This is a genomic window from Pacificimonas sp. ICDLI1SI03 (genome assembly GCF_054740865.1).
In genome coordinates this window covers 608,893-623,802 of the sequence record NZ_JBSQAU010000002.1, presented here as the reverse complement: position 1 = coordinate 623,802, position 14,910 = coordinate 608,893, and the positions used below count along the sequence as shown (strand labels likewise).

General features: G+C 62.7%; 19 protein-coding genes. 8 read left to right on the top strand and 11 right to left on the bottom strand.

From position 1 onward, the window contains the following. Positions 1 to 66 precede the first annotated feature (66 nt). The 8 genes from rplS to ACSMXM_RS14920 form a co-directional block, all read right to left on the bottom strand. Positions 67 to 465 (bottom strand): 50S ribosomal protein L19, encoded by a 399-nt coding sequence (gene rplS, locus ACSMXM_RS14955; RefSeq protein ID WP_460317202.1) that lies wholly within the window; start codon positions 463 to 465, stop codon positions 67 to 69. Position 466: 1 nt separating this feature from the next. After that, positions 467 to 1,207 (bottom strand): tRNA (guanosine(37)-N1)-methyltransferase TrmD, encoded by a 741-nt coding sequence (gene trmD, locus ACSMXM_RS14950; protein WP_460317618.1) that lies wholly within the window; start codon positions 1,205 to 1,207, stop codon positions 467 to 469. Then, positions 1,204 to 1,593, bottom strand: a complete 390-nt coding sequence (locus tag ACSMXM_RS14945; protein ID WP_460317201.1) for a PIN domain-containing protein — start codon at positions 1,591 to 1,593, stop codon at positions 1,204 to 1,206. Before ACSMXM_RS14945 ends, trmD begins: the two co-directional genes overlap by 4 nt. After that, positions 1,583 to 1,840 (bottom strand): AbrB/MazE/SpoVT family DNA-binding domain-containing protein, encoded by a 258-nt coding sequence (locus ACSMXM_RS14940; protein WP_460317200.1) that lies wholly within the window; start codon positions 1,838 to 1,840, stop codon positions 1,583 to 1,585. The genes ACSMXM_RS14945 and ACSMXM_RS14940 overlap by 11 nt, the downstream gene beginning before the upstream one ends. A 67-nt stretch (positions 1,841 to 1,907) precedes the next feature. After that, on the bottom strand, positions 1,908 to 2,813 hold the full coding sequence (gene rimK / locus ACSMXM_RS14935; RefSeq protein ID WP_460317199.1) for a 30S ribosomal protein S6--L-glutamate ligase: 906 nt from the start codon (positions 2,811 to 2,813) through the stop codon (positions 1,908 to 1,910). After that, positions 2,810 to 3,274 carry an ATP-dependent zinc protease family protein gene (locus tag ACSMXM_RS14930; protein WP_460317197.1) on the bottom strand — a complete coding sequence of 155 codons (465 nt, stop codon included), beginning with the start codon at positions 3,272 to 3,274 and terminating at the stop codon, positions 2,810 to 2,812. The genes rimK and ACSMXM_RS14930 overlap by 4 nt, the downstream gene beginning before the upstream one ends. Positions 3,275 to 3,316: 42 nt before the next feature. Beyond that, on the bottom strand, positions 3,317 to 4,729 hold the full coding sequence (locus ACSMXM_RS14925) for a diguanylate cyclase (RefSeq protein WP_460317196.1): 1,413 nt from the start codon (positions 4,727 to 4,729) through the stop codon (positions 3,317 to 3,319). Beyond that, on the bottom strand, positions 4,729 to 5,091 hold the full coding sequence (locus tag ACSMXM_RS14920) for a response regulator (RefSeq protein ID WP_460317195.1): 363 nt from the start codon (positions 5,089 to 5,091) through the stop codon (positions 4,729 to 4,731). The genes ACSMXM_RS14925 and ACSMXM_RS14920 overlap by 1 nt, the downstream gene beginning before the upstream one ends. A 100-nt stretch (positions 5,092 to 5,191) precedes the next feature. Here ACSMXM_RS14920 and ACSMXM_RS14915 point away from each other — a divergent pair, with 100 nt between their 5' ends. The 7 genes from ACSMXM_RS14915 to nudC all read left to right on the top strand — a co-directional run bounded on the left by ACSMXM_RS14915 (position 5,192) and on the right by nudC (position 10,403). Continuing rightward, entirely contained in the window at positions 5,192 to 5,482 is a 291-nt protein-coding gene (locus ACSMXM_RS14915; RefSeq protein WP_460317194.1) for a DUF3572 family protein, read from the top strand. Beyond that, positions 5,479 to 6,090 (top strand): HAD family hydrolase, encoded by a 612-nt coding sequence (locus ACSMXM_RS14910; protein WP_460317193.1) that lies wholly within the window; start codon positions 5,479 to 5,481, stop codon positions 6,088 to 6,090. The genes ACSMXM_RS14915 and ACSMXM_RS14910 overlap by 4 nt, the downstream gene beginning before the upstream one ends. 92 nt (positions 6,091 to 6,182) lie before the next feature. Then, positions 6,183 to 7,289, top strand: coding sequence for an S-(hydroxymethyl)glutathione dehydrogenase/class III alcohol dehydrogenase (locus tag ACSMXM_RS14905; protein WP_460317192.1), 1,107 nt, complete (start codon positions 6,183 to 6,185; stop codon positions 7,287 to 7,289). Between the two features lie 72 nt (positions 7,290 to 7,361). After that, a complete protein-coding gene (locus ACSMXM_RS14900; RefSeq protein WP_460317191.1) occupies positions 7,362 to 7,739 on the top strand; it encodes a VOC family protein in 378 nt (125 codons plus the stop codon). Continuing rightward, positions 7,718 to 8,599 (top strand): formyltetrahydrofolate deformylase, encoded by an 882-nt coding sequence (gene purU, locus ACSMXM_RS14895; RefSeq protein WP_460317190.1) that lies wholly within the window; start codon positions 7,718 to 7,720, stop codon positions 8,597 to 8,599. The genes ACSMXM_RS14900 and purU overlap by 22 nt, the downstream gene beginning before the upstream one ends. Before the next feature lie 36 nt (positions 8,600 to 8,635). After that, on the top strand, positions 8,636 to 9,469 hold the full coding sequence (fghA, locus tag ACSMXM_RS14890) for an S-formylglutathione hydrolase (RefSeq protein ID WP_460317189.1): 834 nt from the start codon (positions 8,636 to 8,638) through the stop codon (positions 9,467 to 9,469). Between the two features lie 10 nt (positions 9,470 to 9,479). Beyond that, positions 9,480 to 10,403, top strand: a complete 924-nt coding sequence (nudC, locus tag ACSMXM_RS14885; RefSeq protein WP_460317188.1) for an NAD(+) diphosphatase — start codon at positions 9,480 to 9,482, stop codon at positions 10,401 to 10,403. Between the two features lie 21 nt (positions 10,404 to 10,424). Here the strand turns inward: nudC and mutS are convergent, their stop codons facing one another. Then, on the bottom strand, positions 10,425 to 13,049 hold the full coding sequence (gene mutS / locus ACSMXM_RS14880; protein WP_460317186.1) for a DNA mismatch repair protein MutS: 2,625 nt from the start codon (positions 13,047 to 13,049) through the stop codon (positions 10,425 to 10,427). Positions 13,050 to 13,203: 154 nt separating this feature from the next. Here mutS and ACSMXM_RS14875 point away from each other — a divergent pair, with 154 nt between their 5' ends. Beyond that, complete coding sequence (locus ACSMXM_RS14875; RefSeq protein WP_460317185.1) at positions 13,204 to 13,707, top strand: PepSY domain-containing protein; 504 nt, start codon at positions 13,204 to 13,206, stop codon at positions 13,705 to 13,707. Positions 13,708 to 13,807: 100 nt separating this feature from the next. Here ACSMXM_RS14875 and ACSMXM_RS14870 read toward each other — a convergent pair whose 3' ends face one another. After that, positions 13,808 to 14,095: a hypothetical protein gene (locus tag ACSMXM_RS14870; RefSeq protein WP_460317184.1), complete on the bottom strand. Its 288-nt coding sequence runs from the start codon at positions 14,093 to 14,095 to the stop codon at positions 13,808 to 13,810. A gap of 126 nt (positions 14,096 to 14,221) precedes the next feature. Beyond that, on the bottom strand, positions 14,222 to 14,851 hold the full coding sequence (locus ACSMXM_RS14865) for a class I SAM-dependent methyltransferase (protein WP_460317183.1): 630 nt from the start codon (positions 14,849 to 14,851) through the stop codon (positions 14,222 to 14,224). Positions 14,852 to 14,910: the final 59 nt, after the last annotated feature.

Here is a 14,910-nt window from a genome sequence, read left to right as displayed (position 1 = left end):
GGCCTTAATTCAGAACCAAAATGGTTTTGCAGCAACTCTTCTGGCGGCTGCAAACTTTTCGATGGCTTAATCTTGCGCTTCTGCCGCGCTGCCCGGCTTCTTCTGATCCAGGCGGCGCTCCGCGATACGCGCGGACTTACCGCTGCGGCCACGCAGATAGTACAGCTTCGCACGGCGCACGATGCCGCGGCGCTTTACCTCGATGGAATCGATATTCGGGCTGTAAAGCGGGAAAACGCGCTCGACGCCTTCGCCGAACGACACTTTGCGCATGGTGAAATTGGAATTGATGCCGCGATTCGAACGCGCGATCACGACGCCCTCGAAATACTGGATACGGCGGCGTTCGCCCTCGACGACGCGCACACCCACGCGCAGCGTGTCGCCGGACTTGAAATCGGGGATTTCGCGGGCCGCAGCCATTTTCGCGACCTGCTCGGCATTGATCTGTTGGATGAGATTCATCTCATTCGTCTTTCTTCTCACGCCGCACACCAGAGGGCGATCGAACCCGAACGTCCGGATGACGCTCCCAAAGGTCCGGCCGCCTTAGCCGTGTCAATTCGCGGGCAGCATCATTGCGCCACGCCGCGATGCGCGCATGATCCCCCGATCGCAGCACTTCAGGGATCGTGCGCCCTTCCCACTCCTGTGGTCGGGTATAGTGCGGATATTCGAGGAGACCGTTTTCGAACGATTCGTCCTCGCCGCTCAAGGCCGCGCCCATTACGCCGGGGATCAGGCGAATGCAAGCATCCAGCAGCACCATGGCGCCCAGTTCACCGCCGGACAATATATAGTCGCCAATGCTGATTTCCTCGATCTCGCGCGCATCGAGCAAGCGCTGGTCCACCCCCTCGAAACGACCGCACAGGATGGTGGCACCGGGGCCAGCGGCCAGATCGCGCACCCGCGCCTGCGTCAGCGGAGCGCCGCGCGGCGACATATAGATCAGCGGCGCATCCGGCTGCTGTGCGCGGGCATGGTCGACCGCGCGGCCCAGCACATCCGCCCGTAGCACCATGCCCGCGCCGCCGCCTGCCGGGGTATCGTCGACACTGCGATGCCTGTCCTCGGCGAAGTCGCGTATCTGGACAGTATCTAACGACCACCGCCCCTCGTCCAGCGCCCGCCCCGCCAGGGACGTGCCCAGCGGCCCGGGAAACATCTCCGGGTAGAGGGTCAGGATTTGAGCTTGAAAAATCAGACGGTCCAATCTTCAAGAAGCAACTCGTCGCTTCGAAAAAAATCCCTGCTGTTCTTGGAAATCAATGTCGCCTCCTCGGCTAGGGCGTGCGCAGCAATCAGGTGATCGAGCGTTCCGCGCTTCAGCGGCAGGCGAGCATAGGCATGGGCGACATCGACACCAATCGAGCGGACGGGCACTTGCCGAATGAAACGATCGAGCATCTCCATCGGAGGTCCCTTTCCCTGCCGGACCCCGTAAAGAATTTCCGCATAAACCGCCGCAGAAATACCAATCTGAAAGGGCTGGCATTGCTGAACCCGGTTTGCCAAGGCCGGAAATTCGTTTCGGAATAGATAGATGCAGCTATTGGTGTCGAGGTGGAATTTGGGCCGTTCAAAACTCATCCGGTTCGTCCCAGGCTCTCGGCTGCTTCAGCAAGGGGCGGTCTTCGGGACGTACGGGCCGCATATCCGGCGCGCATCCAACGATGCCGGTTAGATCGATATTCTTCGCAAGCTCGACAATGTGGATGCCCTTGTCGTCCTTGATGATCTGAATCTGAGTATCCGGCTCGATGCCAAGCGCCTTTGGAAGTCGAACAGCCGTGGAATTGCCGGACTTAAAGGTCTTGCTGTTGATATGAAGCGTCATTTGCCTGTCGCCAATGAAAGTATGCACACCATGTATATACCTTCACGCGCCCGCCGACAATATAAACCTACCCCTTCCCCTTGGTACGCGTCTTTCCGGCCTTCGCATTAGCGGCGATGTAATCGATGATCATGCCGGCAATATCCTTGCCGGTCGCGCCCTCGATCCCCTCCAGACCCGGGGAGGAATTCACCTCCATGATGACCGGCCCATGGTTCGACCGCAGCATGTCGACGCCGCAGACGTTCAGGCCCATTTTCGCCGCCGCCCGCACGGCGGTGGAGCGTTCCTCTGGCGTGATCTTCACGGTCGCAGCGCTGCCGCCCCTATGCAGGTTGGAGCGGAAATCCCCCTCTGCGCCTGTGCGCTTCATTGATCCCACGACCTTGCCGCCGACGACAAAGGCGCGGATGTCGGTGGAGCCGGCCTCCTTGATGAATTCCTGTACCAGGATGTTGACGTTGGCGCCGCGGAATGCCTCGATGACGGAGCGGGCGGAACGGTCGGTGTCGCCCAGAACAACGCCGATACCCTGGGTCCCTTCGAGCAGCTTGATGACGACGGGCGCACCGCCTGCGATCTTCAGCACCTCCTCCGTCGCCTTCGGATCGTGGGCGAAGGCGGTCACGGGCAGGCCCAGCCCCGCGCGCGCCAATATCTGCATGGAACGCAGCTTGTCGCGGCTGCGGCCGATGGCGACGCTTTCGTTCAGCGGCCAGACGCCCATCATTTCGAACTGACGCAGAACGGCCAGGCCATATTGCGTGATGGACGCGCCGATGCGGGGAATGACGGCGTCATAACCGGTCAGTTTCTCGCCATTATAGAACGCCTCCGGCCGGTGGGAGGTGATGTTCATATAAACGCGCAGCGTATTGACGATGTCGAGCGTATGGCCGCGCTTTTCCGCCGCCTCCACCAATCGCCTGTGCGAGTAGAGGTTCGGATTGCGGGCGAGCATCAGCAGTTTCACGAGACCGGATCCTTTGGAGGACGCTGGCCCTGCAGCCAGGATTTGGAGACATCGACATTAAATCGACGCAGCAGCGCGGTCCGGCCGACCAGCATCGCATAACCCATTTGCGACCGATTCGAGAGTGTTACTTCTGCAGAGAACGTCTTTTCTCCAATCCGCAGGCGCGTATGGATGAAAAAGCGCTTCTGCGTTTCGCCGTTCGAGCTGGTCACGCTTTTCACACCGGCAAGGGGGGCCTCAACCCGGTGTGCCGGGCGCCCCTTTCGCGCGGGAACCGTGAAGCGCACCCAATCCTCTCCATTGACTTCGTAATGGTGCAGGCGGGTCGCGTGTAAAGAGGATGTCCGTGCGCCGGTATCCACCTTCGCGCGGACGAACGGAATGCCAAGGTCGGGGAAGGCGACATATTCGCGCCAGCCCACGAGCGGCCGGGTCTTCAAAGGGAGCGTCATTGTCATGGATCCGCGCTTACTACCGAAGCGTGGCCGGGGATATCGGCTTTACCGTTCGTTTGCCAGGTGGAAGCCCGCCCCCATGTCTCCGCTCCAGCCGGCGTCACCATCACCGTCCCGGTCTGTCTCCGTCCTGTTTCGCCCGGCATATTTCGCAGCATAAAGTGCGCGGTCGGCGCGCGCGATCAGGCTGTTCAGGTCGCCGCCCGGCGTCAGGGTGGCCACGCCGGCACTGGTTGTCATCCTGACGCACTGGCCGTTTGCGTCGATTTCCGCTTTCTCGATCAGGCGGCGGATGCGCTCTGCGGCCTGCCAAGCCTCTTCCGGGCCGATGGAAGGCAGGATGATGGCGAATTCCTCGCCGCCAAATCGCGCGGCGACGTCGACGCCGCGCACGTTCGCCGCGATCATATCGGCAATCCGGCGCAGGACGATGTCGCCCGCAGTGTGGCCGTAATCGTCATTCACCCGCTTGAACCTGTCCAGGTCCAGCAGGATCAATGACAGAGGCGTGCCGTCGGCCGCTGCCGTCATGCACATCGTTTCCAGCTGGCTGGTCAGATAATGGCGGTTGAACAGGCCCGTGACGGCATCGGTGGTCGCCAGTCGCAGCGACAGATGGACATTGCCGCGCAGTCGTTCGGCAAACATCCGCCGCCGCAACAGCGTGCGGACACGTGCCTCGATCTCACGGTGGCTGGCGGGCAAGCGGACACAGTCGCCCGCACCCAAGTCGAACGCACGCACGATCGGGGCGACCCGGTCCTCGGTCGCGGCGGCCAGGATCGGGATGTCGCGTGTCGCCGGATTTCCGCGCAGCCGCGCCAGCAGCTCCAGACCGCCGCGTTCCTGGGCAGAGATCGGCAGCGCCACCAGGTCGATATGCATCTTGCATATGGTGTCGAGCGCGTCGTCCATCGGCAATGTCCGTACTTCGCCAAATGTCACCAGTTGCGCCTTCAAAGCCGTCAGCAGCGCGGAGCCATTGTCGATCAATGCGACGGTCCGGTCCCGCTCGCCGCTCAGTTGCGCTGCAAATGGCACGACGGAACCGGACACGTCTTCCGGGCCGGACAATTCGTCAAACATGAATTTCTGCCGCAGGACGGATCGGACGCGCGCGATCAGCTCGGCGGCGTTGATCGGCTTCGTGATGAAATCGTCGGCGCCTGCGGCCAGCCCCTCCGCCCTCGCCTCAGGGTCGGAAATCGCGGTGACGAGAATTACCGGCAACAGCCGCGTCTCGCTCAGCGCCTTCAGGCGGCGGCACACGCAATAGCCGTTCTGATCCGGCATCATGATGTCCAGCAGCACCAGATCGAACTGTTCGCGCGCGGCAAGCTCCAGGGCTTCCTCGCCGCTACCCGCCGTCACGACGTCATAAAACTCCTCCTCCAGGATCGCCTGGAGCAGCATGATATTTGTCGGCATATCGTCGACGATCAGGATTCGTGCAGTCATTAGGTATAAGTACGAACGATATCTATGAAACGACCCACGGAAATGGGTTTTGCGATGTAAGCTTCACACCCGCCCGCCTTCATCCGCTCCTCATCGCCCTTCATGGCAAAGGCGGTGACGGCGACAACGGGAATGTCGGACAGCGCCGAATCGGCCTTCAGCCACCCGGTCACTTCCAGTCCGGAAACTTCCGGCAGTTGAATATCCATCAGGATCAGATCGGGACGGCGTTCGCGCACCATGTCCAGCACGCGGCGTCCGTCACGTGTCTGCATGGTATCATAGCCGTGCGCGCCCAACAGGTCGCAAAACAGCTTCATGTTGAGATCATTATCCTCGACGACCAGGACTGTTTTTGTCATTTATCCTATCGCCCTTCCTGTGGACTTTCCTATACGACATTTCACTAAGGCGCGCACCGCCTTTCGCAGAAACTTCATCACCATTAGCAGGCCGACCTGAATGAACCCCTTCCCCGACGTTCAGACTGAAGCCAGCCACGGGCGCGTTCAAGCTGCGGAGATGCTTGCTATCGCCGCTATAACACATATCGCCGCGAATGAGGCGCTGTTGGGACGCTTCATCGATTTGTCGGGAATTTCCATCCCGCAATTGAAGGCGGGTCTGGACAAGGCGCCGGTGCAACGCGCTGCTCTCGATTTCCTTGCGAATCACGAACCCGACCTGATTGCGTGCGCCGAATCGATGGATGTGACCCCGGCGCAGCTTATTTCCGCGCGGGACCGGCTGTGAAACCGCTGCTGATCTCCGACTGCGACGAAGTTCTGGTCGGCTTCCTGGCGCCGTTCACCGAACATCTGGACGAGGTCCACGCCATGTCGCTGGAACTGAACAGCTTCGCCCTTTCCGGCAATATCCGCCGAAAGCACGACGAGAGCGTCGTTGCGGACGAGCATGTGGGGCACCTGCTGAACGATTTCTTTCAGGATGGCATGCACCGCCAGCTGGAGGCACCCGGCGCGGCAGAGGCACTCAGCGCGCTGTCATCTCTCTACGATATCGTCATCCTCACCAATATCGAGGACAGCTTTCAAGCGGCGCGGCGCGAACAGCTGCGTACACTCGGCATGGATTACGAGGTTTATTGCAACCGGGGGCCGAAGGGTCCGGCGCTGAAACGGCTACTGGAACAGCACGGCAATCCTCCGGCGGTGTTTATCGACGATCTGCCGCCGCACCATGAAAGCGTGAAGGCGGAGGTGCCGCACGTTCACTGCATTCACATGGTCGCGGATGCGCGGCTGCAGCAGCTATTGCCGCCTGCAAAGGCCGCCGATGCCCGCATCGACAATTGGCCGGAGGCGCGTCGCTATCTTGAGGATCTCGCGCCACGGCTTTAGCTTCCCTTCGGGGTCTTGCGATGGTTACCGGCACACCATAGGTTCGCCATTCTCCGACGCCGTAAACGCCATAATTCAGGAGCAGTCTTGCTGTGAAATCACGCGCCGCCGTCGCATTCGAAGCTAAAAAACCCCTCGAAATCGTGGAAATCGACCTTGAGGGGCCCAAAGCGGGCGAAGTCCTCGTCGAACTGAAGGCGACCGGCCTTTGCCATACCGACGCCTACACGCTGGACGGGCTCGATTCCGAAGGAAAGTTTCCCGTCGTTCTCGGGCATGAGGGCGCGGGCATCGTGCGAGAGGTTGGCCCCGGCGTCACCTCCGTCGCTCCCGACGACCATGTCATCCCGCTCTATACGCCGGAATGCGGTCGTTGCCGCGAATGCACCAGCGGCAAGACGAACCTCTGCTCCGCGATTCGCGCTACCCAGGGGAAGGGCGTCATGCCCGACGGCACAAGCCGCATGTCGTATAAGGGTGAAACGCTCTACCACTATATGGGCTGCTCGACCTTTTCGAACTTCATCGTCCTGCCTGAAATCTCGGTCGCGAAGATGCGCTCCGACGCCCCCTTCGACACCAGCTGTTATGTCGGCTGCGGCGTAACCACCGGCGTCGGCGCGGTCGTCAACACCGCGAAGGTCGAACCTGGCTCTTCCGTCGTCGTCTTTGGCCTCGGCGGCATTGGTCTCAACGTCATCCAGGGCGCCCGGCTGGCGGGCGCCAGCCGCATTGTCGGCGTCGACCTCAATCCCGACAGAGAGGAATGGGGCCGCAAATTCGGCATGACCGATTTCGTCAATCCAAAGGATGTCGGCGATGTCACCGCCCATCTGGTCGAAATGCTGGACGGCGGCGCGGACTACAGCTTTGAATGCATCGGCAATGTCGATGTGATGCGACAGGCGCTGGAATGCTGCCATCGCGGATGGGGCACCAGCGTCATCATTGGCGTGGCCCCGGCCGGCGCGGAAATTTCCACGCGCCCGTTCCAGCTTGTGACCGGCCGCAACTGGATCGGCACGGCGTTCGGCGGCGCCAAGGGCCGCACCGACGTGCCGAAGATCGTCGACTGGTACATGAACGGCCAGATCGAAATCGATCCGATGATCACCCACCGGCTCAGCCTGGAGGACATTAATAAGGGCTTCGACATGATGCACGCCGGCGAAAGCATCAGGAGCGTGGTCGTCTACTGATCCGCATGCTAGCGAGACCGGGCCGCGCGCACGCCGCCGCAGCGCCGAATGCACCATGCAGGAGACGATGATATGTTCAGCCACATGATGGTCGGGTCGAATGACCTCGATCGCTCGAAAACCTTTTACGACGCCCTTTTCGCTGCACTTGGCGGAAAGCCGGGCGTGATGGATCCGAAGGGCCGCCTGATCTACATGCACGGCGGCGCGGTATTTCTGGTCACGAAGCCAATCGACGGTGAAGCTGCGACGCCGGGCAATGGCATGACGATCGGATTTTCGGTCGACAGCGAACCGCAGGGCGATGCCTGGCACAAGGCCGGCGTCGAAGCGGGCGGCACCGCGATCGAGGATCCTCCCGGCATCCGGGAAAGCGATATTGCCCGGCTCTACCTTGCCTATCTGCGCGATCCCGACGGCAATAAGCTGTGCGCGCTGAAACGCATGTGAAGCAGGAAAATTCGTACATATTGCTGTTTAGCTGCGACGATCGAACGGGGATCGTCGCAGCCGTTTCCGGTGCGCTTGCGGACCATGACGGCTTCATTCTCGACAGCCAGCAATATGCCGACCTGGACAGTGGCCGCTTCTTCATGCGCGTGGAATTCCAGGCCGGGGGGCCGGGCTTTCCCGATGCGGAAACACTGGCGGCCCTGCTGGCGCCCATTGCCGAACGCTTCGGCTGGGAATGGTCGCTGACCCCGTCTGAAAACCTGCCCCGCGCGGTCGTAGCCGTATCGCAGGGCATGCACTGCCTGAACGACCTTCTCCACCGTCAGCGGGCAGGAACGCTTGGCATGCGGATCGCCGCCATCGTTTCCAACCATGAAACCGCGCGCTCTCTCGCAGAATGGCACGGCGTGCCGTTCCATTATTTGCCGGTCAGGAACGAAGACCGCCCAGCGCAGGAGGCGGCGATTCGCGACGTCATCGCATCTGAGGGCGCGGATTATCTGGTGCTGGCCCGCTATATGCAGATCCTGTCGGACGACATGGCGGCACGTCTGCGCGGACGCTGCATCAATATCCACCACAGTTTCCTGCCCAGTTTCAAGGGCGCGCGCCCCTATCATCAGGCGCACGACCGGGGCGTGAAGCTGATCGGCGCCACGGCGCATTTCGTCACCGCCGACCTGGATGAGGGGCCGATCATCGAACAGGCGGTCGAGCGCGTCGATCACCGCCTGTCAGCCGACGACCTCGCCCGCATTGGCCGCGATACGGAGGCGCAGGTGCTGGCGCGGGCAGTCGACTGGGTGGGACGCCGCCGCGTGCTGATGAACGGCACGCGCACCGTGGTCTTTAGATAAGGACCGCCCGGGCGCGGTCATACGGAAGGAACAGACATGGAAACCGTTTCAACCTGGAAGGCGCATGGCGGCACGCAGGGCGTCTATCGCCACCGTTCGACGAGTACGGGCACGGATATGGACTTCGCCGTCTTCGTGCCGCCGCACGAAAAGGGGCAGAAACTGCCGGTGCTATGGTATCTGTCGGGCCTGACCTGCACCCATGCCAATGTCATGGAAAAGGGCGAATATCGCGCCGCATGCGCGGAACATGGCATCATCCTGGTGGCGCCCGATACCAGCCCGCGCGGCGACGACGTCGCCGATGCGGACAGCTACGATATGGGCAAGGGCGCGGGTTTCTATCTGGACGCGACGCAAGAGCCCTGGGCGCCGCATTACCGCATGCGGACCTATGTAGAGCAGGAACTGCCCGCCCTGATTGCCGACGTCTTTCCGGTCGACATGGACCGGCAATCTATTTTCGGCCATTCGATGGGGGGCCATGGCGCCCTCACCATAGGCCTTAGAAACCCGGATCGCTTTCGCTCGATCAGCGCCTTTTCGCCGGTCGTCACCACCATTGGCTCGCCCTGGGGGCAAAAGGCCCTGACTGCCTATCTGGGCGCCGACGAGGCAGCGTGGCGGCCCTACGACACCTGCGCCCTGATTGCCGACGGCGCGCGCCATCCGCATCTGCTGGTCGATCAGGGGGGTGACGACGACTTCCTTGAGGAGCAGTTGAAAACCGGCGTGCTGCGTGACGTCTGCGCGGAGGTTGGGCAGGACATCAGCATCAATCTGCGCCCCGGCTACGATCACAGCTATTATTTCATTTCGACCTTCATGGCGGAACATGTCCGCTGGCATGCGGAGCGTCTGGCGCAGTAAGGCCGCATCGATGGCCGATTTCTTCACCCGTTCCTTCACGCCTGCCGCGACGGGTTTCTGCGGCTCCCGAATCGACCGGGCGGATCACATGCGGCGCGATCCACAGGCAGTCGCCGCCGCGCGCATGCATCCTGGCGCGCGCTGGCTGCCCTTTGATACGTTAAGGCCGCTGCTGGCGGACGGTGCGCTCCTGTGGATTGGCAGGGCGCAGATCCCCGCCGATGCGCTGGAGGTTTTTCTCGGTCTGGAGGACGGCGCTCCGCGCTTTGCCATTGCGCTACCCGCAGGGGGTACAGAGAGTCTGACAAGCGGAAATCCTGCGGCAGAGGCGCAAGATGCCCGCGGCGCGGCCATAACGCTGCCCGCGGATCAAGCGGCTATCGTCGCGCATGGCCGCTCCTTGATCGACTGGCATCAGCGGCATGGCTTCTGCGCCAATTGCGGTGCGCCGACGGACATCGCAAAGGCCGGCTATGCACGCGCCTGCGCCCGCGATCGCGGCGGCTGCGGCGCCGAACATTTTCCACGCACTGACCCCGTCGTCATCATGCTGGCGATAGACGGCGACAAATGCCTTCTGGGTCGCCAACCCAGTTTCCCCGCCCGCTTCATGTCCGCACTCGCCGGCTTCGTCGAACCGGGCGAATCGATTGAGGAGGCTGTACGACGCGAACTGCATGAGGAGGCGGGGATTCGCACCGCCCGCGTCACCTATATCGCCAGCCAGCCCTGGCCCTTTCCCTCCAGCCTGATGATCGGCGCCTTTGCCGAGGCGGTCACGACGGACATTCACCTCGATCAGGACGAGCTTGAGGAGGCACGCTGGTTCACGCGGGCAGAGGTGGCGGCGGTCCTGTCAGGCGACGGCCCGTTCCTGACCCCGCCCCCTATGGCCATCGCCTGGACGCTGATGAAGACCTGGGTCGACGCCTGACGCAATGTCGTCGCAGGCGCCTTAATCCGCCGCCATTCCCTTCAGCTCGTAAAGCAGTTCCAGCGCAGCGCGCGGACTCAGCTCGTCGGGACGCACATCCTCCAGCCGCTGCCGCAGGAGGTCCACTGCCTCTGCCTTCGGCTTCGCCTCCGCGAAGAGGGGGAGGTCCGACAGGCCCGCCGCAATCCCGCCGGTCGCTTCGCGCCGGTCCTCCAGCTTTGCCAGCACTTCCGCCGCGCGAGTCGTGGCGCGCAGGGGCAGCCCGGCCAGCCGCGCGACCGCCAGGCCATAGCTCTTGTCCGCCGCCCCCTCGATCACCTCGTGCAAAAAGACGAGGTCGCCTTTCCATTCCCGCACCTTCACCGTCGCCAGGCGCAGCGCCGTCAGCCGCCCCTCCAGCGCCGTCAGTTCGTGATAGTGCGATGCGAACAGACAGCGCGCCTTCAGATCGTCATGCACGGATTCCAGTACCGCCCATGCAATCGCCAGACCGTCATAGGTCGATGTGCCGCGCCCCACCTCGTCCAGGATCACCAGCGACCGCTCCGTCGCCTGATTCAGGATCGCCGCCGTCTCCACCATTTCCACCATGAAGGTGGAGCGCCCCTCCGCCAGATTATCGGATGCACCCACCCGGCTGAACAGGCGGTCGATGGCGCCGATATGCGCAGCCTTCGCAGGGACGAAAGACCCCGCCTGCGCCATGATCGCGATCAGAGCGTTCTGCCGCAGGAAGGTGGATTTGCCGGCCATGTTCGGCCCGGTCACCAGCCAGACATGGCCGTCGCGTTCCAGTGTGCAGTCATTGGCGACGAAAGCGCCCGATTTCATCGCCGCCTCCACGACGGGATGGCGACCGTGCCGGATGGTGAAGGCATGGCCATCGTCGACCGTTGGCCGGACCCAGTCCCGCCCCGCCGCCAGTTCCGCCAGCGCCGACGCCACGTCCAGCCGCGCCAGCGCCGCGCCCGTCGCCTCGATCTCGTCGGCATGGGCAAGAACGGTCTCGCGCAATTCCGCGAAATGCTTCGCCTCCAGCGACAGGGCCTGCGACTGCGCCTGCGCGATCCGCGTCGCCAGACCCGCCAGATCCTCGGAATTGAACCGCACCGCGTTCGCCAGCGTCTGCCGGTGCGCAAAGGGGCTGTCCGCCTTCATCATGCCATCCGCATGTTTGGGCGCGACCTCGATGAAATATCCCAGCACGTTGTTATGCTTGATGCGTAACTTATCCACTCCTGTGGCTGTGCGGTATTCCGCCTCCAGCGCGGCGATGTGGCGGCGGGCGTCCTTTGCCAGGCTGCGATGCTCGTCCAGTGTGTGGTCGTGCCCCTCGGCGATGAAGCCGCCTTCATTGGCGTTCATCCCCGGCTCCGGCACCAGCGCCCGGCTCAGCACATCGACCAGTTCGCCATGCGGTCCAATGGCCCGCAGCAGATCACCCAGCAGCGGTGGTGGCCCCAGCAGCGTCGCCGCCTTCAGCATTTCGCGCACCGCATCCGCCGTCCCCAGCCCATCGCGGATCAGGCCCAGGTCGCGCGGCGATCCCCGCCCCGCCGCCAGCCGCCCCAGCGCGCGCGCCAGATCCGGCACTGATTTCAGCCGCTCGCGCAGCCGTTCGCGCACTTCGCCGCCGGCATGGAATGCCGCCACCAGATCCAGCCGCGCGGCAATGGCCTTTGGTTCGGTCAGCGGCGCGGACAGGTCGGCGGCCAATTGCCGCGCGCCCGGCGCCGTCACCGTCGCGTCCAGACAGGCGGTCAGCGATCCCTTGCGCTCCCCCTTTGCGGTGCGCGCGATCTCCAGGCTTTCGCGCGTTGCCGCATCGATCGCCATATGGCCGCCCGGCAATTGCCGCACCGGCGCGCGCAGGCGCGGCACGGCGGCCATTTGCGTTGTCTGCAAATAGGACAGCAGCGCCCCCGCCGCGGCAATCTCAGCACGGGAAAAATCGCCCAACCCCTCCAGTACGCCGACGTCGAACCGCGCCTTCAGCGCCGCCTCGCCCTGCCTGCTGTCGAAATCCGCACGCGGCAGCGGCGTCAGCGGCCAGTCGCCCGCCACGTCCATCCCCTCCGGAATGATCAGCTCGGCCGGGTCCAGCCGCGCCAGTTCGGCGGGCAGCGCGGCGTCCGTCACAGGCGCGGTCCAGAAGCCGCCTGCCGACATGTCGCACCAGGCAAGCGCCTTTGTACCCCCTGCCTCCGCCAGCGCCGCCAGATGGTTCGCCGCCCGCGCATCGAGGAGAGCCTCCTCGGTCAGCGTACCGGGCGTTACCACGCGCACGATTTCCCGCTTCACGACCGATTTCGCGCCGCGCTTCTTCGCTTCTGCCGGGCTTTCCACCTGTTCGGCGATGGCGACGCGGAAGCCACGCTGGATCAGGCGCGCCAGATAGCTTTCCGCCGAATGCACGGGCACGCCGCACATGGGGATATCCGCCCCTTCATGCTGCCCCCGCTTCGTCAGCGCGATGTCCAGCGCCGCCGCCGCCCGCACCGCATCGTCAAAGAACAGCTCGAAAAAGTCGCCCATGCGAAAGAACAGCAACGCCTCCGCACCCGCCTCTTCCTTGATGGACAGATACTGCGCCATCATGGGGGAAACGGCGGGGGGAGCGGTGGCAGCGGGCATGATGCGCGTCATAAAGCGCGCGGTCGCCAGCGTCATCCATTGACATGCATGAAGTAAAAATACTGCCCGGCAGGGAACTTTTCGCCTATTCGCCTCTTCATTTCATTATAATTATAAACAAATCAAATATTTTTCGGGTAGAACAAAATACCCAAGGAGACATGCCATGCAGAAACCAATTATCGCATTTGCCGCTTTAGCCATCGCAGCCCCTCTTTCCGCCCAGACTGGCGGCGACATGATGGATCTTAGTGAGGTCGTCGCGGCTGCTGAAAGTTCGTCTTCCGCTCATGCAATGGAGGCCGAACTTGAGGGTTACAAGGGACAGTTAGCGTATGAAGTCGAGCTTGTTGGTGATGGCAAGATCACAACCATGTACGTCGACGCCAGAACCGGCGCGACCCTGGGCACGGAAGAGCCCCGCCTTGAAAATGCGTGGCGCGATATATTCGACCGTGAAATGAAGATGTTCGCCGATCTAAATCAGCCACTCGCGCCCCGCATCGCTGCCGTTGAGAAGGAAACCAAGGGCAAGGTTCGTGAAGTCAGCTACGACGTAGAGGGCGGCATCCCCGTCCTTGAAATGGAGGTCGATACACCCACCGGCACGGCAGAGTGGAAGATCGACGCCCGCGACGGCTCGCGCCTGCCCGCGGGATTCGACGATTAATTCGCGCCGGACAGCAGGTTCCGCGACAGCGGCCAGCGCGCCTTCATCGGTGGGGCGGGTTGCTGTCGCTGTTCAATCTGATCCGCCAGACACCGGCAGGCTATCTAACGGCACACAGCGCTGCGGAACTGGTGACCACACCCAGTGCGCGCGGATCGTTCCAGTCGCGAACATGGTCGATCAGCCGGTTGACGGTCAGCCCCTTGCCCTCACCGCGCACCGTATCAGCAAAGCGGGCAATGCCGCGTATCTGGCCGACCGACAGATCGTCCGCCCAGATTTCCGCCATGCAAGAGGCGATGCGTGTCGGAATACCAGCATCCGTCAGCCCCGCCTCCACGCGCCGCTCCACCCCGGTCGCACATCCGGCCACTACAACCGCCAGCACAGCAACTCCCGCAAATCTTCCCAAAATAGCCCGCATGTCATTTCCCGTTCAGACGTCGAAAACAGACGAACGCGCTAATCCTTGGATGGTTCGCTCGGAGCTGTCCCGGTTTGTCATCTTCGCCCGCTAATCACTCAAGGGTCTGCGCGCGGTAATTGTCAGCCACGGTCCCCGACCACCTTCATATCCGCCGCCGACATATTCGATGATAGATTCGATTTCCCAATGTCCCGACGCGCGGTACGCCTCGATCAGATCGCTGCGGCCCAAATAGTTGAAATACCTGCCAAGGGCATCTCTCCCGGCAGTGCCGCCGCCTTTGTAATTCGCAAAATGTAAACCGCCCGGTTTCAGCGCCGCGAGAACGCGACCCAGCACACCGGGTAGGGCGGATCGGGGGACGTGAAGGAGGCTCGCATTCGCCCAAACGGCGTCATAAGCGGCGCGGGCGGTCAGTTCGTCGAAACGCATGACCCGGACGGGGCGCTTCAGCCGCGCTTCCGCTCGGGCAGCAATCGCGGGTGTTCCATCCGTCGGATAAACATCGAACCCCCGCGCGGCCATCGCCTCGGCATCCCTGCCCCCGCCGCAGCCAAGTTCTAGGACGCGGGCGCCTGCAGGCAGAGCCCGCATGAAACCGTCAAGCCATCGACTGATCCCGCCCCTGCCGCTTGCGACGTATACCGGCGCTTCGATCTCATAGAAATCTAGGGTTGGTTGGTCTGCGCCAGTGGGATAATCGATCGCATCGCTCATCTTGCTAAGTAACCTCTTTCGGCGCGATGCTTCAATCCAGGGACACTGCTAACCCCCGT